At 63.1% G+C, this 19225-nt stretch carries 26 protein-coding genes; 25 read left to right on the top strand and 1 reads right to left on the bottom strand.

Features of this window, described 5'->3' with window-relative positions:
• Positions 1–49: 49 nt before the first annotated feature.
• The 25 genes from ACEN9F_RS18225 to tatC all read left to right on the top strand — a co-directional run bounded on the left by ACEN9F_RS18225 (position 50) and on the right by tatC (position 18786).
• A complete protein-coding gene (locus ACEN9F_RS18225) occupies positions 50–1513 on the top strand; it encodes a glutamate synthase subunit beta (RefSeq protein ID WP_413421963.1) in 1464 nt (487 codons plus the stop codon).
• A gap of 248 nt (positions 1514–1761) precedes the next feature.
• Positions 1762–2577 (top strand): ABC transporter ATP-binding protein, encoded by an 816-nt coding sequence (locus tag ACEN9F_RS18220; RefSeq protein WP_413421961.1) that lies wholly within the window; start codon positions 1762–1764, stop codon positions 2575–2577.
• Positions 2574–3359: a lipid asymmetry maintenance ABC transporter permease subunit MlaE gene (mlaE, locus tag ACEN9F_RS18215; protein ID WP_413421960.1), complete on the top strand. Its 786-nt coding sequence runs from the start codon at positions 2574–2576 to the stop codon at positions 3357–3359. Before ACEN9F_RS18220 ends, mlaE begins: the two co-directional genes overlap by 4 nt.
• A 29-nt stretch (positions 3360–3388) precedes the next feature.
• Entirely contained in the window at positions 3389–3859 is a 471-nt protein-coding gene (gene mlaD, locus ACEN9F_RS18210; protein WP_413421958.1) for an outer membrane lipid asymmetry maintenance protein MlaD, read from the top strand.
• The gene (locus ACEN9F_RS18205; protein ID WP_413421956.1) at positions 3859–4677 is read left to right on the top strand and encodes a VacJ family lipoprotein; all 819 of its coding nucleotides are present in this window, start codon (positions 3859–3861) and stop codon (positions 4675–4677) included. Before mlaD ends, ACEN9F_RS18205 begins: the two co-directional genes overlap by 1 nt.
• A gap of 31 nt (positions 4678–4708) precedes the next feature.
• Entirely contained in the window at positions 4709–5350 is a 642-nt protein-coding gene (locus tag ACEN9F_RS18200) for a phospholipid-binding protein MlaC (protein WP_413421954.1), read from the top strand.
• Between the two features lie 10 nt (positions 5351–5360).
• Positions 5361–5786 carry a lipid asymmetry maintenance protein MlaB gene (locus tag ACEN9F_RS18195; protein ID WP_413421952.1) on the top strand — a complete coding sequence of 142 codons (426 nt, stop codon included), beginning with the start codon at positions 5361–5363 and terminating at the stop codon, positions 5784–5786.
• Positions 5787–5959: 173 nt separating this feature from the next.
• Positions 5960–6874 carry an ABC transporter ATP-binding protein gene (locus ACEN9F_RS18190; RefSeq protein ID WP_413421950.1) on the top strand — a complete coding sequence of 305 codons (915 nt, stop codon included), beginning with the start codon at positions 5960–5962 and terminating at the stop codon, positions 6872–6874.
• Complete coding sequence (locus ACEN9F_RS18185) at positions 6871–7638, top strand: ABC transporter permease (protein ID WP_413421948.1); 768 nt, start codon at positions 6871–6873, stop codon at positions 7636–7638. Before ACEN9F_RS18190 ends, ACEN9F_RS18185 begins: the two co-directional genes overlap by 4 nt.
• A 19-nt stretch (positions 7639–7657) precedes the next feature.
• Positions 7658–7894, top strand: a complete 237-nt coding sequence (locus ACEN9F_RS18180; protein ID WP_413421946.1) for a BolA family protein — start codon at positions 7658–7660, stop codon at positions 7892–7894.
• Positions 7895–7896: 2 nt separating this feature from the next.
• Entirely contained in the window at positions 7897–9147 is a 1251-nt protein-coding gene (gene murA / locus ACEN9F_RS18175; RefSeq protein ID WP_413421944.1) for a UDP-N-acetylglucosamine 1-carboxyvinyltransferase, read from the top strand.
• A gap of 2 nt (positions 9148–9149) precedes the next feature.
• A complete protein-coding gene (gene hisG / locus ACEN9F_RS18170) occupies positions 9150–9812 on the top strand; it encodes an ATP phosphoribosyltransferase (RefSeq protein WP_413421942.1) in 663 nt (220 codons plus the stop codon).
• A 6-nt stretch (positions 9813–9818) separates the two neighbouring features.
• The gene (gene hisD / locus ACEN9F_RS18165) at positions 9819–11138 is read left to right on the top strand and encodes a histidinol dehydrogenase (protein WP_413421940.1); all 1320 of its coding nucleotides are present in this window, start codon (positions 9819–9821) and stop codon (positions 11136–11138) included.
• Positions 11135–11962 (top strand): DNA-methyltransferase, encoded by an 828-nt coding sequence (locus ACEN9F_RS18160; RefSeq protein WP_413421938.1) that lies wholly within the window; start codon positions 11135–11137, stop codon positions 11960–11962. Before hisD ends, ACEN9F_RS18160 begins: the two co-directional genes overlap by 4 nt.
• A gap of 13 nt (positions 11963–11975) precedes the next feature.
• Entirely contained in the window at positions 11976–13070 is a 1095-nt protein-coding gene (hisC, locus tag ACEN9F_RS18155) for a histidinol-phosphate transaminase (RefSeq protein ID WP_413421936.1), read from the top strand.
• A gap of 30 nt (positions 13071–13100) precedes the next feature.
• A complete protein-coding gene (hisB, locus tag ACEN9F_RS18150; RefSeq protein ID WP_090324507.1) occupies positions 13101–13691 on the top strand; it encodes an imidazoleglycerol-phosphate dehydratase HisB in 591 nt (196 codons plus the stop codon).
• Between the two features lie 22 nt (positions 13692–13713).
• Positions 13714–14352, top strand: coding sequence for an imidazole glycerol phosphate synthase subunit HisH (hisH, locus tag ACEN9F_RS18145; RefSeq protein WP_413421934.1), 639 nt, complete (start codon positions 13714–13716; stop codon positions 14350–14352).
• A gap of 32 nt (positions 14353–14384) precedes the next feature.
• Positions 14385–15176 carry a 1-(5-phosphoribosyl)-5-[(5-phosphoribosylamino)methylideneamino]imidazole-4-carboxamide isomerase gene (gene hisA / locus ACEN9F_RS18140; protein WP_413421933.1) on the top strand — a complete coding sequence of 264 codons (792 nt, stop codon included), beginning with the start codon at positions 14385–14387 and terminating at the stop codon, positions 15174–15176.
• Positions 15176–15946, top strand: a complete 771-nt coding sequence (gene hisF, locus ACEN9F_RS18135; RefSeq protein ID WP_413421932.1) for an imidazole glycerol phosphate synthase subunit HisF — start codon at positions 15176–15178, stop codon at positions 15944–15946. Before hisA ends, hisF begins: the two co-directional genes overlap by 1 nt.
• Entirely contained in the window at positions 15946–16413 is a 468-nt protein-coding gene (hisI, locus tag ACEN9F_RS18130; RefSeq protein ID WP_413427100.1) for a phosphoribosyl-AMP cyclohydrolase, read from the top strand. The genes hisF and hisI overlap by 1 nt, the downstream gene beginning before the upstream one ends.
• Positions 16410–16748: a phosphoribosyl-ATP diphosphatase gene (locus ACEN9F_RS18125; RefSeq protein WP_413421930.1), complete on the top strand. Its 339-nt coding sequence runs from the start codon at positions 16410–16412 to the stop codon at positions 16746–16748. The genes hisI and ACEN9F_RS18125 overlap by 4 nt, the downstream gene beginning before the upstream one ends.
• Before the next feature lie 27 nt (positions 16749–16775).
• Positions 16776–17147, top strand: coding sequence for a histidine triad nucleotide-binding protein (locus ACEN9F_RS18120; protein ID WP_413421928.1), 372 nt, complete (start codon positions 16776–16778; stop codon positions 17145–17147).
• Between the two features lie 148 nt (positions 17148–17295).
• A complete protein-coding gene (gene tatA, locus ACEN9F_RS18115; protein ID WP_413427098.1) occupies positions 17296–17502 on the top strand; it encodes a Sec-independent protein translocase subunit TatA in 207 nt (68 codons plus the stop codon).
• Between the two features lie 39 nt (positions 17503–17541).
• A complete protein-coding gene (gene tatB / locus ACEN9F_RS18110) occupies positions 17542–18030 on the top strand; it encodes a Sec-independent protein translocase protein TatB (RefSeq protein WP_413421926.1) in 489 nt (162 codons plus the stop codon).
• The gene (gene tatC, locus ACEN9F_RS18105) at positions 18031–18786 is read left to right on the top strand and encodes a twin-arginine translocase subunit TatC (RefSeq protein WP_413421924.1); all 756 of its coding nucleotides are present in this window, start codon (positions 18031–18033) and stop codon (positions 18784–18786) included.
• 9 nt (positions 18787–18795) lie between these two features.
• On the opposite strand, the gene ACEN9F_RS18100 is transcribed toward tatC, so the two are convergent.
• Positions 18796–19170, bottom strand: a complete 375-nt coding sequence (locus ACEN9F_RS18100; protein WP_413421922.1) for a hypothetical protein — start codon at positions 19168–19170, stop codon at positions 18796–18798.
• Positions 19171–19225 lie beyond the last annotated feature (55 nt).

Genomic DNA, 19225 nt, shown 5'->3' with positions numbered 1-19225 from the left:
CCCCGCGTGCGCGGGGATGACGTCGCAACAGATCACTAAAGGATATATCGTGGGTAAAATCACCGGTTTCATGGAATTCCAGCGTCAGGACGAGGGCTATCTGCCGCCTGCCGCGCGCCTGAAAAACTACGCCGAATTCGTCATTCCCCTGACCAATGAACAGGCCAAGGTGCAGGGCGCGCGCTGCATGGATTGCGGCATCCCGTTCTGCAACACCGGCTGCCCGGTCAACAACATCATCCCCGACTGGAATGACCTGGTTTATCGCGGCAACTACCGCGAGGCGCTGGACACCCTGCACTCGACCAACAACTTCCCGGAATTCACCGGCCGCATCTGCCCCGCGCCGTGCGAGTCCGCCTGTACGCTGGGCATCAACGACGATCCGGTCGGCATCAAGTCGATCGAGCACAAGATCATCGACGAAGGCTGGGAACACGGCTGGGTGCTGCCGCAGCCCGCCGACAAGCAGACCGGCAAGAAAGTGGCCGTGGTCGGTTCCGGTCCCGCCGGCCTGGCGGCGGCGCAGCAGCTGGCGCGCGCCGGCCACGCCGTGACCGTATTCGAGAAGAGCGACCGCGTCGGCGGCCTGCTGCGCTACGGCATCCCCGACTTCAAGATGGAAAAGTCGCACATCGACCGCCGCATCAAGCAGATGGAAGCCGAAGGCGTGGTGTTCCGCACCAGCGTGTTGGTCGGCAAGGACTTCCCGGCCAACGTCAACAACTGGGCCAAGGAAACCATCTTCCCTGAAGACCTGGCCAAGGAATTCGACGCCGTGGTGCTGGCCGGCGGCGCCGAGCAGCCGCGCGACCTGCCGGTGCCGGGCCGCGAGCTGAAGGGCGTGCACTTCGCCATGGACTTCCTGCCGCTGCAAAACAAGGTCAACGCCGGCGACAAGGTCAAGGACCAGCTGAAAGCCACCGGCAAGCACGTGGTCGTCATCGGCGGCGGCGATACCGGTTCCGACTGCGTCGGCACCTCGAACCGCCACGGCGCCGCCTCGGTGACCCAGTTCGAACTGATGCCCATGCCGCCGGAACAAGAGAACAAGCCGCTGGTCTGGCCCTACTGGCCGACCAAGCTGCGCACCTCCTCGTCGCACGAGGAAGGCTGCGAGCGCGACTGGGCGGTGGCCACCAAGCGCCTGGAAGGCAAGGGCGGCAAGGTCGAGAAGCTGATCGCCTGCCGCGTCGAGTGGAAAGACGGCAAGATGAGCGAAGTGGAAGGTTCGGAATTCGAGATGAAGGCCGACCTGGTGCTGCTGGCCATGGGCTTCGTGTCGCCGGTCGCCAACGTGCTGGACGCCTTCGGCATCGACAAGGATGGTCGCGGCAACGCCAAGGCCAGCACCGACGGCGACGGCTGCTACAAGACTTCCGCCCCTAAGGTGTTTGCCGCCGGCGACGTCCGCCGCGGCCAGTCGCTGGTGGTGTGGGCGATCCGCGAAGGCCGCCAGTGCGCGCGCGCGGTCGACGAGTTCCTGATGGGCAGTTCCGATCTGCCACGCTAAGCGCGGCGCGACGGCAGCAGCCTGACTCCCTGCCGGGAGCGGACGGGTGATCCCCGGCCGCCCCGGTTTTTTTTACATTCGGGCATTGTGCGATGCAACAATGTAACAATTCGTGCTGGGTGTAAATTGCTGACTTTGGGTTCAGTAGTGTTGTATTATCTGCCATTCATCATCTCCCTTGTTGTCACAAAAGAGGGGGGCTCCAGCAGAGATTAACCTTTCTGCACTACAATACGGCATTAAAAATAATGAGTTCAGTCGTGCCTAATCTAGTCGAAATCCGTGATTTACACTTCTCCTATGGAAAGCGCTCGATCTTGTCGGGCCTCCAGATGGATTTCCCGCGTGGGAAAGTGGTTGCAGTCATGGGCGGCTCGGGTAGCGGCAAGACCACGGTATTGCGCCTGATCGGCGGCCAGATCCGCCCGCAAAAAGGCCAGGTCAAGGTGCAGGGCCAGGTGGTGCACAAATTGAATACCGCGGGCTTGTATCTGTTGCGGCGCAAGATGGGCATGCTGTTCCAGCATGGCGCGCTGTTCACCGATTTGACCGTGTTCGAGAATGTCGCCTTCCCGCTGCGCGAGCATACCGATCTGCCGGAAGAGCTGATCCGCAACCTGGTGCTGATGAAACTGCACGCGGTCGGCTTGCGCAACGCCGCCAGGCTCAAGCCGGGCGAAATCTCCGGCGGCATGGCGCGCCGCGTGGCGCTGGCGCGTTCGATCGCGCTGGACCCGGAACTGATCATGTACGACGAACCGTTCGCCGGCCTGGATCCGATCTCGATGGGCGTCACCGCCAACCTGATCCGCAACCTGAACACCGCGCTGGGCTCGACCACGATCCTGGTGTCGCACGACGTCAAGGAGTGCTTCGCCATCGCCGATTATGTTTATTTCCTGTCGCAAGGCAAAATCGTCGCGCACGGCACGCCGGCCGACATGATGGTGTCCGCCGATCCGTACGTGAAGCAGTTCGTCAACGCGGAGGCCGACGGCCCGGTGCCGTTCCACTATCCAGGCAAGTCCCTGGCCGACGATCTGGGCCTGGGAGTGCAAGTATGAGCGTCAAGAATTGGTTGTCCAGGCTGGGCGCGCCGCTGCGCGACTACATTGAAAGCATCGGCTACGGCGCCCGCACCTTCGGCAACCTGCTGAGCGTCTCGCCGGGCCTGCTGCGCCGTCCCAAGCTGCTGATCGAGCAGTTGCACTTCATCGGCAATTATTCGATGCTGATCATCACCTTGTCCGGCCTGTTCGTCGGCATGGTGCTGGGCCTGCAGGGCTATTACACGCTGAACAAATACGGCGCCGAGCAATCGCTGGGCCTGCTGGTGGCGCTGGGCCTGACCCGCGAACTGGGCCCGGTGATCACCGCGCTGCTGTTCGCCGGCCGCGCCGGCACCTCGCTGACGGCGGAAATCGGCCTGATGAAGGCCGGCGAGCAGTTGTCGGCGATGGAGATGATGGCCGTGAACCCGATCCAGCGCGTGCTGGCGCCGCGCTTCTGGGCCGGCGTGATCTCGGTGCCGCTGCTGGCGTCGGTGTTCAGCGCGGTCGGCGTGTTCGGCGGCTACCTGGTCGGCGTGCAGCTGATCGGTGTCGACAACGGCGCGTTCTGGTCGCAGATGCAGGGAGGCGTCGATATCTACAAGGATATCTTCAACGGCTTCGCCAAGAGCGTGGTGTTCGGCATCGCGATCACCTTCATCGCCCTGTACCAGGGCTATGAGGCGCAGCCGACGCCGGAAGACGTGGCGCGCGCCACCACCCGCACCGTCGTGATTTCATCGCTGATGATCTGGTGGCTGGACTTCATGATGACGGCGCTGATGTTCAGCAAGTAAAAAGATAAAGAAAGAATTGAGGAATCGCTATGCAACGTAAATCTCTGGATGTCTGGGTCGGTCTGTTCATCGTGGTCGGCGTGGCCGCACTGATGTTCCTTGCGCTCAAGGCCGGCAACATGGGTTCCATGTCCTTCGGCAAGGCTTACGCCATCACCGCCAACTTCGACAACATCGGCAGCCTGCGCCCGCAAGCCCCGGTCAAGGCCGCCGGCGTGGTGGTAGGCCGTGTGGGAGAGATCAAGTTTGATGACAAGAAGTATCAGGCACTGGTAGTCTTGAACATGGAAGAAGGCTACAAATTCCCTAAGGACAGTTCGGCCAAGATCTTGACGGCCGGCCTGCTGGGCGAGCAATACGTAGGCATCGAGGCCGGCGGCGACCTGAATAATCTGGCGGCCGGTGACAAAATCGCGCGCACCCAATCGGCGGCCGTGCTGGAAGACCTGATCAATCAGTTCATCTACAGCAAGGCCGCAGAAGGAAAGGACGAGAAATAATGACGCACCGTACCCCGCAACACTTCCGTAGCGCCGCGCTGGCGCTGGGCGTCACCCTGATGCTGGCCGGCTGCGCCGGTCCCAACCCGCGCGACCCTTACGAGGGCTTCAACCGCGCCATGTTCAGCTTCAACGACACGGTCGACACCTACGCGCTGAAACCGGTCGCCACCGCCTACAAGAACGTCACGCCGTCGTTTGTGCAGACCGGCGTGAACAACTTCTTCGGCAACCTGGCCGACGCCTGGACCGCCGTCAATAACTTGCTGCAAGGCAAGGGCTCGGAAGGCATGTCGGATGTCACGCGCTTCGCGCTGAACTCGACGCTGGGTATCGTCGGCCTGTTCGACATCGCCTCGGAAGCCGGCCTGCAGAAGCACAAGGAAGACTTCGGCCAGACCCTGGGCACCTGGGGCGTGTCGTCCGGTCCCTACCTGATGCTGCCGCTGCTGGGCCCGTCGACCGTGCGCGACACGGTCGCCCTGCCGGTGGACATCAGCGGCGATATCTGGGCCTACAAGGAGCCGGTGTATATCCGCAACAGCGGTACCGTGCTCCGCGTGGTCGACCAGCGTGCTAACCTGCTGGACGCGACCAGCCTGCTGGAGGACGCGGCGCTGGACCGCTACGAATTCATCCGCGACGGCTACCTGCAGCGCCGCGAGAGCCAGATTCACCCCGACGGCGACGGCCCGAGCAAGAAGGCGAAGAAGGACGAGACGTCCGCCGCTGCGGAAACTTCTGCACCTGTGTCATCCGAATCGGCGCCAAAAGAGTTAAACTCCGGCACACCGGCTGCGAACAACGACAGCCTGTGAACCCGAAGAACCACACATAGGTAAACAAAACATGAAATTGATCAAACAACTTATCGCTGTAGCAACTGTTGCGCTGGCCACCAGCGCGCACGCCGCCGTCCCCGCCAACGAAGCGCCCGACGTGCTGGTCAAGCGCATCAGCCAGGACGTGATCGACACCGCCAAGGCGGACAAGGCGATCCAGGCCGGCGACCAGAAGAAGGTGATGGACCTGGTCGAGACCAAGATCCTGCCCTACGTCGATTTCCAGCGCATGACCGCGCTGGCGGCCGGCCGCTTCTGGCGCGACGCCACGCCTGAACAGCAGAAAAACCTGTCGGAACAGTTCCGCACGCTGCTGATCTTCACGTATTCGGGCGCGCTGTCGCAGATCAAGAATGAAACCGTCGAATTCAAGCCGCTGCGCGCCGATCCGACCGATACCGAAGTGGAAGTGCGTTCGCAGGTGAACGTGGCCCGCGGCGAACCGATCCCGCTCAACTACCGCGTCGCCAAATCGCCTACCGGCTGGAAGATCTACGACATCAACGTGCTGGGCGCGTGGCTGGTCGAGACCTACAAGGGCACCTTCGCTTCCGAAATCAGCAAGGGCGGCATCGATGGCCTGATCAAAGCCTTGACTGAAAAGAACAAGAAGCTGGCCAACAAACCACTGAAAACCGTCGCTAAATAAGCTTAAAGCCATGTCCACCGCCGTTTCCGAACCCATCGACAACCTGCTGTCGCTCACGACCCTGACCGTGCTCAACGCCACCGCGGCGCTGGAGCGCGGCCTCGCCGCCCTCAAGGCCGGCCAGACCGTGTTCGACCTGCGCCATGTGTTGACGGTGGATTCGGTGGCGGTGTCGGTGATGCTGGCGTGGCAACGCGCCGCCAGCGACGCCGGCGTCAAGCTGGTGCTGAAGAACCTGCCGCCGGCGCTGCAAAGCCTGACCAAGCTGTACGGCGTGTGCTCGCTGCTGTTCCCGCCCGACGTCAAGCTGGAGCAGGACGGCGCCGCCGCCGGCAACCCGGCCCACGACGAGTTTTCGCCCGTCGAGGCGCCCACCACGGTCTTCGCCAAGAAGACCGGCCTGGCCGACGACTCGGCCGCGCACCACCATCATTGACCCCCGCCCCACCCCGCCGCCTCCCAAGTATTGCCCGGTCCCGGCTGTGCCTGACCAAAATCCAATATAATTGAACGTTGCCGCTGCCTAAGCGCCGCGGCGCCCGCACCACCTTCTGCCTTTTGGGCATCCTGCGCCGGCTCGCGCCGCCGCACCTTACAGATAAGTCAAGCATGACAGCGATCCAAATAAGTAATGTCGAGAAGCGCTACAAGTCGCTCCAGGCACTGGGCGGCGTCTCCCTTTCCATTGAAGAGGGCGAGTTTTTCGGCCTGCTGGGCCCCAACGGCGCCGGCAAGACCACGCTGATTTCCATCATCGCGGGCCTGATCCGGCCCGACGCCGGCAAGGTCACCATCCACGGCCACGACGTCACCGGCGATTTCCGCGCGGCGCGCAAGAAGCTGGGCGTGGTGCCGCAGGAACTGGTGTTCGATCCCTTCTTCACGGTGCGCGAGACGCTGCGCCTGCAGTCCGGCTACTTCGGCTTGCCGAACAACGACGCCTGGATCGATGAAGTGATGCACAACCTCGACCTGACCAACAAGGCCGACGTCAACATGCGCGCGCTGTCCGGCGGCATGAAGCGCCGCGTGCTGGTGGCGCAGGCGCTGGTGCACAAGCCGCCCGTCATCGTGCTCGACGAGCCGACCGCCGGCGTCGACGTCGAGCTGCGCCAGACGCTGTGGAAGTTCATCTCGCGCCTGAACCGCGAAGGCCACACCGTGGTCCTGACCACCCACTACCTGGAAGAAGCGCAAGCCATGTGCAAGCGCGTGGCCATGCTGAAGAGCGGCAAGGTGGTCGCGCTCGACACGATGGCGTCGCTGATACGCCGCATCTCCGGCTCGCAGCTGATCGTCAACATGACGCAGGGCGACCTGCCGGACGACCTGCGCCACCTGGTCACGCACCCGGAAGCCACGGAGCACGGCAAGAAGTACAGCCTGCGCATCAACGAATATGCGGAAGTCGAAGCCATCCTGGCGCGCCTGCGCGGCGCCGGCGCGGTGATCGACGAAATGCAGTTGCAACAAGCGGATCTGGAAGACATCTTCCTGCAGATCATGGACAAGGGCACCGTATGAACTTCATCTCCACCGGCTTCCGCACCCTGGTCTACAAGGAGACCCTGCGCTTCTGGAAAGTCGCCACGCAGACCATCGCCGCGCCCATCCTGACCGCCATGCTGTACCTGCTGATCTTCGGCCACGTGCTCGAAGGCCGGGTCACCGTGTACACCGACGTCAGCTACACAGCCTTCCTGATTCCAGGCCTGGTGATGATGAGCGTGCTGCAGAACGCCTTCGCCAACTCGTCGTCGTCGCTGATCCAGTCCAAGATCACCGGCAACCTGGTGTTCGTGCTGCTGACGCCGCTGTCGCACTGGGAAATCTTCTCGGCCTACGTGATCGCCGCCATGGTGCGCGGCGTCGTGGTCGGCTTCGGCGTGTTCGTGGTCACCGCCTGGTTCGCGCACCTGTCGTTCACGGCGCCGCTGTGGATCATCGTGTTCGCGCTGCTGGGCGCCGCCATCCTCGGCACCATGGGCCTGATCGCCGGCATCTGGGCCGAGAAATTCGACCAGCTGGCCGCGTTCCAGAACTTCCTGATCATGCCGCTGACCTTCCTGTCCGGCGTGTTCTACTCGATCCACTCGCTGCCGCCGTTCTGGCTGACGATCTCGCACCTGAACCCGTTCTTCTACATGATCGACGGCTTCCGTTACGGCTTCTTCGGCCAGTCGGACGTCAACCCGCTGTTAAGCCTGGCCATCGTCTCGGGCTTCCTGGTCGCGCTGGCGCTGCTGGCGATTCGCTTGCTGCGCAGCGGCTATCGCCTGCGCCACTAATCTATTCTAAGGATTCATCATGGCTACTACTCCAGAACTCATCCACGGCTATATCTCGGCCGGTCTCGAATGCACGCACCTTGAAGTGGAGGGCGACGGCCAGCACTTCCAGGCCGTGATTGTGTCGCCCGCGTTCGCGGGCAAGCGTTTGATCCAGCGCCACCAGATCGTGTACGCCGCGCTGGGCGACCGCATGCGTGAAGAAATCCACGCCCTGTCGATGAAAACCCTCACCCCTGAAGAATATCAAGGATAAGCATGGACAAGCTCCTCATACAAGGCGGCAAGCGCCTGAACGGCGACATCACTATTTCCGGCGCGAAGAACGCGGCGCTGCCCATCCTGTGCGCCGGCCTGCTGACCTCCGGCGACGTCGAGCTGTCGAACGTGCCCAACCTGCACGACGTCGCCACCATCCTCAAGCTGCTGGGCCAGACCGGCCTGAAAGTGACGCAGGACGGCGACAAGGTCACGCTGAACGGCAGCGCCATCGACAAGCTGGAAGCGCCGTATGAGATGGTGAAAACCATGCGCGCGTCGATCCTGGTGCTGGGCCCGTTGCTGGCGCGCTTCGGCGAAGCCAAGGTCTCGCTGCCGGGCGGCTGCGCCATCGGCTCGCGTCCGGTCGACCAGCACATCAAGGGCCTGCAGGCGCTGGGCGCCGAGATCACCGTCGAAGGCGGCTACATCTACGCCAAGTGCAAAAAGCTCAAGGGCGCGCGCATCGTCACCGACATGATCACCGTGACCGGCACCGAGAACCTGCTGATGGCGGCGACGCTGGCCGAAGGCGAGACCATCCTGGAAAACGCCGCCAGCGAACCGGAAGTGACCGACCTGGCCAACCTGCTGGTCGGCATGGGCGCGAAGATCGAAGGCATCGGCACCAGCCGCCTGGTGATCCAGGGCGTGGCCGAGCTGCACGGCGCCAGGCACGCGGTGATCTCCGACCGTATCGAAGCGGCGACCTTCCTGTGCGCGGTGGCTGCGGCCGGCGGCGACATCACGATCCGCAACACCCGCGTCGACATCATGGACGCCGCGCTGGACAAGCTGCGCGAGATCGGCCTGCAGCTGACCGTCGGCGACAACTGGATCCGCGCGCAGATGAACAAGCGCCCGACGCCGGTGACCTTCCGCACCACCGAATACCCGGGCTTCCCGACCGACATGCAGGCGCAGTTCATGGCGGTGAACACCATCGCCGACGGCGCCAGCCGCGTGACCGAAACGATTTTCGAAAACCGCTTCATGCACGTGCAGGAAATGAACCGCCTGGGCGCGGCGATCGAGACCGACGGCAACACGGCCTTCATCAAGGGCGTCGAGCAGCTGGTGGGCGCGCCCGTGATGGCGACCGACCTGCGCGCGTCGGCGTCGCTGGTGATCGCGGCGCTGGCCGCGCGCGGCGAAACGCTGATCGACCGCATCTACCACCTGGACCGCGGCTACGACCAGATGGAAGTCAAACTGTCGGCGGTGGGCGCCGACATCAAACGGATTAAATAATTATGAGCGGATTTCAGGCCAACTCGCAGCTGATCCTGGCGCTGTCGAAGGGACGCATTTTCGAGGACACGCTGCCGCTGCTGGAAGCGGCAGGCATCACCGTCACCGAGAACCCGGAGACCTCGCGCAAGCTGATCCTGTCGACCAACGACCCGGACGTGCGCGTCATCATCGTCCGCGCCACCGACGTGCCGACCTACGTGCAGTACGGCGCGGCGGACTTCGGCGTGGCCGGCAAGGACGTGCTGCTGGAGCACGGCGGCGAAGGCCTGTACCAGCCGATCGACCTGAACATCGCGGCCTGCCGCATGTCGGTGGCCGTGAAGAACGGCTTCGACTACGAGACCGCCGTGCGCCAGGGCGCGCGCCTGCGCGTGGCCACCAAGTTCGTGCAGACCGCGCGCGAGCACTTCGCCAAGAAAGGCGTGCACGTCGACCTGATCAAGCTGTACGGCTCGATGGAGCTGGCGCCGCTGGTCGGCCTGTCGGACGCCATCGTCGACGTGGTCAGCACCGGCAACACGCTGCGCGCCAACGACCTGGTCGAAGTGGAAGCCATCATGGACATCTCGTCGCGCCTGATCGTCAACCAGGCCGCGCTCAAGCTCAAGCGCGAGCGCCTGCAACCCATCATTGAAGCATTCGAACGCGCCTCTAAAAAGTAAAACATCATGCCGATTCAAATCACCAAGCTCGATTCCACCCAAGCCGATTTTAAAAAGTCACTGGACACCCTGCTGGCATTTGAAGCGAGCACCGACGACGCGATCGAACATGCGGTGGCCGGCATCCTGGCCGACGTCAAGGCGCGCGGCGACGCCGCCGTGCTGGAATACACCAACCGCTTCGACCGCATCCCGAACGGCGGCGCCGCCGGCATGGCCGCCTTCGACATTCCGGAAACCGAGCTGCAGGCCGCGCTGGCCGCGATTCCCGAGGCGCAGCGCAACGCGCTGAACGTCGCCGCGCAGCGCATCCGCGTGTTCCACGAGCGCCAGAAGCAGGAACTGAACGGCTTCACCTACACCGAGGCCGACGGCACGGTGCTGGGCCAGAAAGTCACGCCGCTGGACCGCGTGGGCATCTACGTCCCGGGCGGCAAGGCGGCCTATCCATCGTCGGTGCTGATGAACGCGATTCCCGCGCACGTCGCCGGCGTGCAGGAAATCATCATGGTGGTGCCGACCCCGGACGGCGTGAAGAACCAGATGGTGCTGGCCGCCGCCGCGATCGCCGGCGTCACCCGCGTCATCACGATCGGCGGCGCGCAAGCGGTCGGCGCGCTGGCGCACGGCACCGAAACCATCCAGCCGGTCGACAAGATCGTCGGCCCCGGCAACGCCTACGTGGCCGCCGCCAAGCGCCGCGTGTTCGGCATCGTCGGCATCGACATGATCGCCGGCCCGTCGGAAATCCTGATCATCTGCGACGGCACCACCGATCCCGACTGGGTGGCGATGGACTTGTTCTCGCAGGCCGAGCACGACGAGCTGGCGCAAGCCATCCTGCTGTGCCCGGACGCCGACTACATCGCCAGGGTGGAAGCCAGCATCAACCGGCTGCTGCCGGGCATGCCGCGCGCGGAAACCATCCGCACCTCGCTGACCGACCGCGGCGCGCTGGTGAAAGTGCGCGACATGGCCGAGGCCTGCGCCATCGCCAACGCGATCGCCGCCGAGCACCTGGAAATCTCCGCCGAGGACCCGCAGCAATGGGCCGACCAGATCCGCCACGCCGGCGCCATGTTCCTCGGCCGCTTCTCGTCCGAATCGCTGGGCGACTACTGCTGCGGCCCGAACCACGTGCTGCCGACCTCGCGCACCGCGCGCTTCTCGTCGCCGCTGGGCGTGTACGATTTCCAGAAACGCTCGTCGATAATCCACGTCAGCGAAGCCGGCGCGCAAACGCTGGGCAAGGTCGCGGCCGAACTGGCCTACGGCGAAGGCCTGCAGGCGCACGCCCGCAGCGCTGAACTGCGCATCAAGCAATGAGTGAAATCTGGCTCAATCAGGTGTTCTGCGAGGATGCGCTGGCCGGCTTGGCGCGCATCCCGGACGGTTCCATCGATCTGATCCTGACCGACCCGCCGTACAACCTGGGCAAGGACTACGGCAACGATTCCGACTCGCAGACGGTGGAGGAATACCTGCGCTGGACCGAGCAGTGGATCGACGCCGCCGTGCCCAAGCTGAAGCCGAACGGCAGCCTGTACATCTTCCTGACCTGGCGCTTTTCGCCGGAGATCTTCGTGCTGCTGAAGAAGCGCATGACGATGATGAACGAGATTATCTGGGACCGCCGCGTGCCGTCGATGGGCGGCAGCGTGCGCAGCTATTCCTCGGTGCACGACACCATCGGCTTCTTCGTGCGCCGCAAGGATTACTACTTCGACCTGGATGCGGTGCGCATCCCCTACGACGCCGAGACCAAGAAAGCCCGCTCGCGCTCGATCTTCATCGGCGCCAAGTGGCTGGAAGTGGGCTACAACCCCAAGGATCTGTGGAGCGTGTCGCGTTTGCACCGCGAGCATCCCGAGCGCGCCGACCATCCGACGCAAAAGCCGCTGGAGATCATCGAGCGCATGGTCAAGGCTTCGTGCCCGCCGGACGGCGTGGTGCTGGACCTGTTCATGGGCAGCGGCACGACGGCGATCGCGGCCAAGCGCTGCGGCCGCAATTTCGTCGGCTTCGAGCTGAACCCGGACTACTGCGCCATCATCGCCGAGCGCCTGGCCATGCCGGAGGTGCCGGCGCCGCCCGAAAAGAAGAAAAAACCCGTAGCAGCAGTAACTAAGCGAAGTCCAATCAACTCATAGGAGCTTTAGTAAGATGTCTTCCATCGACACCCTGGTCAACAACACCATCCGCCCCGACGTGCGCGCCATCGCTGGCTACCACGTCGCCGACGCGAGTGGTTTTATCAAACTGGACGCGATGGAGAACCCTTACCACCTGCCGCATCACCTGCGCGAGGAACTGGGCCGGCGCCTGGCCGAGGCGGTGCTGAACCGCTATCCGGTCGCCTCCTACGCCACCATCAAGCAGCGCGTGCGCGCCACGCTGGGCGTGCCGGCCGGTTACGACGTCATCCTCGGCAACGGCTCCGACGAACTGATCTCCATCCTGTGCATGGGCTGCGCGCTGCAGGACCGCCGCGCCGTGGTGCTGGCGCCGACGCCGTCGTTCGTGATGTACCAGCGCTCGGCGCAATTCGCCGGCATGGACTACGTCGGCGTGCCGCTGAAGGCCGACCTGACCCTGGACCTGCCCGCCATGCTGGCCGCGATCGCCGAGCACAAGCCGGCGCTGGTGTTCCTGTCCTACCCGAACAACCCGACCGGCAACCTGTTCGCCGCCGCCGACATCGTCGCCATCATCAAGGCGCTCGATGGTTTCGGCCTGGCCATCGTCGACGAAGCCTACGAGCCGTTCGCCCAGCAAACCTTCATGCACCGCCTGCCGGAATTCGCCAACCTGGTCGTGATGCGCACGGTATCGAAGCTGGGACTGGCCGGCATCCGCCTCGGCTACATGTCGGCGGCGCCGCAATTGCTGGAGCAATTCGACAAAGTGCGGCCTCCTTACAACATTAATGTATTAACGCAGACAGCGGCCGAGTTCGCGCTCGACCACGTGGAGGTGCTGAACCAGCAGGCCGCCGCTTTGCGCGCCGCACGCGCCGATCTGGCGGCTGCATTGGCCGCCCTGCCGGGCGTGGAGGTATTTCCGTCGGCGGCGAATTTTATCTTGATTCGCGTGCCAAATTCCGACGATGCCCACGTGAAACTACTGTCCCACAAGGTTTTAATTAAAAATGTGAGTAAAATGCACAGTGTGCTGGCCAATTGTTTGCGTATCACGGTCAGCACCCCGGAAGAGAATTCCGCCTTCCTCGATGCCTTCGCCGCATCGCTGGCAGCCTAACGTTATCGCCATCGCCATCGCGAGCCCTTCATGAACCGCACCGCAGAAATCATCCGCAACACCAACGAGACGCAAGTCCGCGTCTCGATCAACCTTGACGGCACCGGCAAGCAAAAGCTGAACACCGGCGTCCCCTTCCTGGATCACATGCTGGACCAGATCGCCCGTCACGGCCTGTTCGACCTCGACGTGGAAGCCACCGGCGACATCCACATCGACAACCACCACACGGTGGAAGACGTCGGCATCACGCTGGGCATGGCCGTGGCCAAGGCCATCGGCGACCGCAAGGGCATCGTCCGCTACGGCCACTCGTATGTGCCGCTGGACGAGGCGCTGTCGCGCGTCGTGCTGGACTTCTCCGGCCGTCCAGGCATCGAATACCACATCCCGTTCACGCGCGCGATGATCGGCACCTTCGACGTCGACCTGACGCTGGAATTCTTCCGCGGCTTCGTCAACCACGCGCTGGTCACGCTGCACATCGACAACCTGCGCGGCACCAACGCGCACCATCAATGCGAAACCGTGTTCAAGGCCTTCGGCCGCGCGCTGCGCATGGCGTCCGAGCTGGACCCGCGCGCCGCCGGCACCATCCCGTCGACCAAAGGCAGCCTGTAACGGGCATATAAAAGCATCGATCATGAAAAAAATCGTAGTAGTTGATTACGGCATGGGTAATCTGCGCTCGGTCGCGCAAGCGCTGCGCGCCGTCGCGCCCGACGCCAATGTGCTGATCTCCGGCGCAGTCGCCGACATCGAGACCGCCGACCGCATCGTATTGCCCGGCCAGGGCGCCATGCCGGACTGCATGCGCAGCCTGCGCGAGTCCGGCGTCCAGGAGGCGCTGCTGGTGGCCGCCAGGACCAGGCCGCTGATGGGCGTGTGCATCGGCGAGCAGATGCTGTTCGACGGCAGCGAGGAAGGCGATGCCGCCGGCCTCGGCCTGTTGCCGGGCAAGGTGGTGCGCTTCCAGCTAGACGGCCAGGTGCAGGAAGACGGCTCGCGCTTCAAGGTGCCGCAAATGGGCTGGAACCAAGTCCGGCAAACGGCGTCTCACCCGATGTGGCAGGATATTCCTGACGACAGTTATTTCTATTTCGTGCACAGCTATTTCGCCCAACCGGAACAGTCCGCGCATACCGTGGGTCAAACGGTCTACGGCGCGCCGTTCAGCTGTGCCGTGGCGCGTGATAATATTTTTGCTACCCAGTTCCATCCGGAAAAAAGCGCCGCGACCGGACTGCAGTTGTACAAGAATTTCGTTCACTGGAACCCTTGATTTCTCACCCTTTAATTTTTGACTAAACCATCATGCTGCTCATTCCTGCCATCGACCTCAAAGACGGTCACTGCGTTCGCTTGAAACAAGGCGATATGGAACTCGCCACCGTATTTTCCGAAGATCCGGCCGACATGGCCCTGCATTGGCTGAAGCAGGGCGCGCGCCGCCTGCACCTGGTCGACCTGAACGGCGCCTTCGCCGGCAAGCCGAAAAACGAAGGCGCGGTCAAGGCCATCCTGAAAGTGGTGCAGGAGTACGCTGAAGAAAACGGCCTGGAAGAAATCCCGGTCCAGCTGGGCGGCGGCATTCGCGACCTCGACACCATCGAGCGCTACCTGGACGCCGGCATCACCTACGTCATCATCGGCACCGCCGCGGTGAAAGAGCCGGGCTTCCTGCACGACGCCTGCGGCGCCTTCCCGGGCCACATCATCGTCGGCCTGGACGCCAAGGACGGCAAGGTCGCCACCGACGGCTGGAGCAAGATGTCCGGCCACGAGGTGATCGACCTGGCGAAGAAATTCGAAGCCTACGGCGTCGAATCGATCATCTACACCGACATCGGCCGCGACGGCATGATGGGCGGCGTCAACATCGAAGCCACCGTCAAGCTGGCGCAAGCGGTCAAGATCCCGGTGATCGCCTCGGGCGGCCTGCACAACCTCGGCGACGTCGAAGCGCTGTGCGCGGTGCAGGAAGAAGGCATCGAAGGCGTGATCTGCGGCCGTTCGATTTACGAAGGCACCATCGACCTGGCCTCGGCGCAACTGCGCGCCGACGAGCTGAGCGGTGACCTGCTCGAAGAAGATACGGAAGAATAATGCTCGCTAAACGCATCATCCCCTGCCTTGACGTGACCGATGGCCGCGTCGTCAAAGGCGTCAACTTCACCGAGCTGCGCGACGCCGGCGATCCGGTGGAGATCGCCCGCCGCTACGACGAGCAGGGCGCCGACGAGCTGACCTTCCTCGACATCACCGCCACCAGCGACAACCGCGGCCTGATCCTGGACATCATCGAAGCCGTCGCTGCGCAGGTGTTCATTCCGCTGACGGTGGGCGGCGGCGTGCGCGAGGTGGCCGATGTGCGCCGCCTGCTGAACGCCGGCGCCGACAAGGTCAGCATGAACTCGTCGGCGGTGTCGAATCCGCAGCTGGTGTACGACGCCTCGCAAAAGCACGGTTCGCAGTGCATCGTGGTGGCGATCGACGCCAAGCAGGTCGCCCCGGGCAAGTGGGAAGTGTTCACGCACGGCGGCCGCAAGGCCACCGGTATCGACGCCATCGAATGGGCGAAGAAGATGGAACAGCTGGGCGCCGGCGAAATCCTGCTGACCAGCATGGACCGCGACGGCACCAAGTCCGGCTTCGACCTCGGCCTGACGCGCGGCGTCTCCGACGCGGTCGGCATCCCGGTGATCGCCTCCGGCGGCGTCGGCGGCCTGCAAGACCTGGCCGACGGCATCAAGCTGGGCAAGGCCGACGCGGTGCTGGCGGCCAGCATCTTCCACTACGGCCAGCACACGGTGCAGGAAGCCAAGCGTTTCATGGCGCAGCAGGGCATCCCGATGCGCCTGGATGGAACAGCATGATGACCACGACCGCGAGCACGCAGCCCAAGGCCGCGTGGCTGAAGAAAATCAAATGGGACGAGCACGGCCTGGTGCCGGTGATCGCCCAGGAAGCCGGCAGCAACGACGTGCTGATGTTCGCCTGGATGAACCGCGAGGCGCTGGCCAAGACGGTCGAACTGGGCGAAGCGGTGTACTGGAGCCGTTCGCGCAAGAAGCTGTGGCACAAGGGCGAAGAGTCCGGCCACACGCAGAAGGTGCTGGAAATCCGCCTCGATTGCGACGAAGACGTGGTGCTGCTGAAGATCGAGCAGGCCGGCGGCATCGCCTGCCATACCGGCCGCCATTCCTGCTTCTTCCAGAAGTTCGAGGGCGACGCGCAGGAAGGCGACTGGCAGAACACCGAGCCGGTGCTGAAGGATCCATCGGAAATCTACACGGCCGAAACGGCCGCCAAGTCCAAAAAAACGAAAACGGTCAAATCATGAGCACTATCCTGGACCGCCTGGCCGACGTGATCGAATCGCGCAAGCCGGCCAACGGCGGCGACCCCGCCGCGTCCTACACGTCCAAGCTGTTCGCCAAGGGCGACGACGCCATCCTGAAGAAAATCGGCGAGGAAGCCACCGAGACGGTGATGGCCGCCAAGGATGCGCGCGCCGGCGGCGACAGCGGCAAGGTCTTGTACGAGGTGGCCGACTTGTGGTTCCATACACTGGTGCTGCTGGCCCAGTTCGATCTGAAGCCGCAGCAGGTGCTCGACGAACTGGCGCGCCGCGAAGGCGTGTCCGGGCTCGACGAAAAAGCCGCGCGCAAGGAATAACGCAAGGAACAACCTCTCGGAGCCAATGTGGACAATTGCCTGTTTTGCAAAATAGCTGAAAAGAAAATCCCTTCATCCATCGTCTACGAAGATGAAGACTTGCTGGCTTTCAAGGATATCAACCCGGCCGCCCCGGTGCATCTGCTGGTGATTCCAAAGAAACATTTCGGCACCTTGTCCGATTGCAGCGCCAACGAAGCGCCGCTGCTGGGCAAAATGCTGGCGCTGGCCCCCCGCCTGGCGGAGGAATTCGGTTGCGCGGTCGGCTATGAGGCGGACGGCACGCCCACCGGCGGCTACAAGACGGTGATTAACAGTGGGCCGAACGGGGGACAAGAGGTGTACCATTTACACCTGCACGTGGTCGGCGGCCCGCATCCCTGGCGCGGACAGCGCTAGGCGGGCTTGGGCGATCGCCTTACGCGGCCACCATATATGGATAGCCGCATGACATCTACATGACGGGCTGCGCTTCGCTTATACTGTCGCAAGCAGTTCTTGAATCAACGGATAAATCTGGGCGCATGCGCCTTGCAAGGGGAATATGATGGGTTCATTTAGTATTTGGCACTGGCTGATCGTGCTGGTGATTGTGATGCTGGTCTTCGGCACCAAGAAACTGGGCAACATGGGTTCGGACATCGGCAAGGCCGTTAAAGGCTTCAAGGATGGCGTCAAGGGCAACGACGAAGACAAGCCTGCCGCGCCAGCCGCCCCCGGCACCATCGACGTCGACGCTAAAGAGAAGAAATAAGCCTGGGGAGCGCCGCTCCCTGTTGGCTGAAGCTACCTTATGATCGATCTCGGTCTTACCAAATTAGCTGTCATCGGCGTGGTTGCGCTGATCGTCATCGGTCCTGAAAAGCTGCCCAAAGTAGCGCGCATGGCCGGGACGCTGTACGGCCGCGCGCAGCGCTACCTGAACGAAGTCAAGACCGAAGTCTCGCGCGAAATCGAGCTTGAGGAACTGAAAAACCTCAAGAAAGAGATGCAGGACGCGGCCGAGAGCGTCAAGTCGGACGTGGAGAATTCCATTTCGCAGAACATCGCCGAAGTGGAAAACGCCTGGCACGATACGCCGGCCACGCCCGCCTTCAGCAACGCCACCACCGATGATTTGTCGCGCAAGGCGCGCGAGTTCCGCCGCAAGAAGCTGGTGCGCAGCTCCGCCATCCCCGCCTGGTACAAGCAGCGCCACGGCGGCAAGCTGCATGTGACTTCCGGCGCGGCGCGGGTCGCCCGCTTCCGTCCACGCGGCACTAGCCAGGCTACGTTCTATTAAATGACTAAACCTAATCCGGGCGAAGAGACCTTTATCTCCCACCTGATCGAATTGCGCGACCGGCTGGTCAAGGCTTCGATCGGCATTGCGCTGGTGTGCGTGGCGCTGATGATCTGGCCGGGCCCGTCGCAGATCTACGACTTCATCGCGCGGCCGATGATCGCCTCGCTGCCGGTCGGCTCGAAGATGATCGCCACCGGCGTGATCTCGCCCTTCCTGGTGCCGATGAAGGTGACCCTGGTGATTTCCATCATCCTGTCGCTGCCGTGGGTGCTGTACCAGCTGTGGGCCTTCGTGGCGCCGGGCCTGTACGCGCACGAGAAGCGCCTGATCGCGCCGCTGGTGATCTCGTCGTCGGTGCTGTTCATGAGCGGCGTGGCGTTTTGCTACTTCCTGGTGTTCGGCCGGGTGTTCCAGTTCATCGCCGAGTTCTCGCCGCAGTCGATCGCGGTGACGCCCGATATCGAGAATTACCTGGATTTCGTGATGTCGATGTGCCTGGCCTTCGGCGCGACCTTCGAGGTGCCGGTGGTGGTGGTGATCCTGGTGCGCATGGGGCTGGTGACGGTGGCCAAGCTGAAGGAGATCCGTCCCTACGCCATCGTCGGCGCGTTTGTCATCGCGGCCATCGTCACGCCGCCGGATGCGGTCAGCATGTTCTCGCTGGCGATTCCGATGTGCCTGCTGTTCGAGCTGGGCCTGCTGGTCGCGCCGCTGTTCGTGCGCATCTCGACGGCGCCGGAAGAAAAAGCCTGATTTGCCCGGCTACGGCAGCCGGGCAAGGACTTTAAGCAGCATCCCTATCGTCACAGCGTGCAGCGCCATCGAGATTCCCACCATCCAGTAAAGGCTGGCGAATTTCGCGTTGAAGCGGGCAATCAAGCGCTGCTCCAGCGCCTCCAGCTTGGCGTTGAAACGTTCTTCCAGCGCATCGAGCCTGGCGTATATATCGGCCCGCAACATTTCGATCCGGGCAATCATCTCGCTTCTAAGCAGCACCAACTCGCTTGGCGCGACTGTCGCCTCAGCTAGAACCTCGCTCAAGGCATTGGCTTGCGCCTCCGCCTGAGCGGCCGGAATCCCGGCTTCAATCAATCTTCTGACGTACTCAAGCGTGTCGAATTTGATGGGCATGTTCATGATCGCTCCCTGATTTGATGGTAGCAGAAACCGGCCGCTGAGCAGCCGTTCCCCA

The sequence above is a fragment of the Duganella sp. CT11-25 genome (assembly GCF_047302815.1).
Classification (GTDB): Bacteria; Pseudomonadota; Gammaproteobacteria; order Burkholderiales; family Burkholderiaceae_D; genus Rugamonas.
Note: the sequence above shows the minus strand (reverse complement) of the source record. Positions and strands in the feature narration are given on the sequence as shown.

Excerpts from the sequence above, each read along its gene's own strand:
- ACEN9F_RS18195 (WP_413421952.1), top strand. The coding sequence starts at position 5,361 with ATGTCCACCGCCGTTTCCGAACCCATCGACAACCTGCTGTCGCTCACG.
- ACEN9F_RS18185 (WP_413421948.1), top strand. The coding sequence starts at position 6,871 with ATGAACTTCATCTCCACCGGCTTCCGCACCCTGGTCTACAAGGAGACC.
- ACEN9F_RS18205 (WP_413421956.1), top strand. The coding sequence starts at position 3,859 with ATGACGCACCGTACCCCGCAACACTTCCGTAGCGCCGCGCTGGCGCTG.
- ACEN9F_RS18180 (WP_413421946.1), top strand. The coding sequence starts at position 7,658 with ATGGCTACTACTCCAGAACTCATCCACGGCTATATCTCGGCCGGTCTC.
- mlaD (WP_413421958.1), top strand. The coding sequence starts at position 3,389 with ATGCAACGTAAATCTCTGGATGTCTGGGTCGGTCTGTTCATCGTGGTC.
- tatA (WP_413427098.1), top strand. The coding sequence starts at position 17,296 with ATGGGTTCATTTAGTATTTGGCACTGGCTGATCGTGCTGGTGATTGTG.
- ACEN9F_RS18160 (WP_413421938.1), top strand. The coding sequence starts at position 11,135 with ATGAGTGAAATCTGGCTCAATCAGGTGTTCTGCGAGGATGCGCTGGCC.
- tatB (WP_413421926.1), top strand. The coding sequence starts at position 17,542 with ATGATCGATCTCGGTCTTACCAAATTAGCTGTCATCGGCGTGGTTGCG.
- hisA (WP_413421933.1), top strand. The coding sequence starts at position 14,385 with ATGCTGCTCATTCCTGCCATCGACCTCAAAGACGGTCACTGCGTTCGC.
- ACEN9F_RS18125 (WP_413421930.1), top strand. The coding sequence starts at position 16,410 with ATGAGCACTATCCTGGACCGCCTGGCCGACGTGATCGAATCGCGCAAG.
- hisI (WP_413427100.1), top strand. The coding sequence starts at position 15,946 with ATGACCACGACCGCGAGCACGCAGCCCAAGGCCGCGTGGCTGAAGAAA.
- hisH (WP_413421934.1), top strand. The coding sequence starts at position 13,714 with ATGAAAAAAATCGTAGTAGTTGATTACGGCATGGGTAATCTGCGCTCG.
- ACEN9F_RS18190 (WP_413421950.1), top strand. The coding sequence starts at position 5,960 with ATGACAGCGATCCAAATAAGTAATGTCGAGAAGCGCTACAAGTCGCTC.
- ACEN9F_RS18100 (WP_413421922.1), bottom strand. The coding sequence starts at position 19,170 with ATGAACATGCCCATCAAATTCGACACGCTTGAGTACGTCAGAAGATTG.
- mlaE (WP_413421960.1), top strand. The coding sequence starts at position 2,574 with ATGAGCGTCAAGAATTGGTTGTCCAGGCTGGGCGCGCCGCTGCGCGAC.
- ACEN9F_RS18220 (WP_413421961.1), top strand. The coding sequence starts at position 1,762 with ATGAGTTCAGTCGTGCCTAATCTAGTCGAAATCCGTGATTTACACTTC.
- hisD (WP_413421940.1), top strand. The coding sequence starts at position 9,819 with ATGCCGATTCAAATCACCAAGCTCGATTCCACCCAAGCCGATTTTAAA.
- ACEN9F_RS18200 (WP_413421954.1), top strand. The coding sequence starts at position 4,709 with ATGAAATTGATCAAACAACTTATCGCTGTAGCAACTGTTGCGCTGGCC.
- tatC (WP_413421924.1), top strand. The coding sequence starts at position 18,031 with ATGACTAAACCTAATCCGGGCGAAGAGACCTTTATCTCCCACCTGATC.
- hisG (WP_413421942.1), top strand. The coding sequence starts at position 9,150 with ATGAGCGGATTTCAGGCCAACTCGCAGCTGATCCTGGCGCTGTCGAAG.
- hisF (WP_413421932.1), top strand. The coding sequence starts at position 15,176 with ATGCTCGCTAAACGCATCATCCCCTGCCTTGACGTGACCGATGGCCGC.
- hisC (WP_413421936.1), top strand. The coding sequence starts at position 11,976 with ATGTCTTCCATCGACACCCTGGTCAACAACACCATCCGCCCCGACGTG.
- hisB (WP_090324507.1), top strand. The coding sequence starts at position 13,101 with ATGAACCGCACCGCAGAAATCATCCGCAACACCAACGAGACGCAAGTC.
- murA (WP_413421944.1), top strand. The coding sequence starts at position 7,897 with ATGGACAAGCTCCTCATACAAGGCGGCAAGCGCCTGAACGGCGACATC.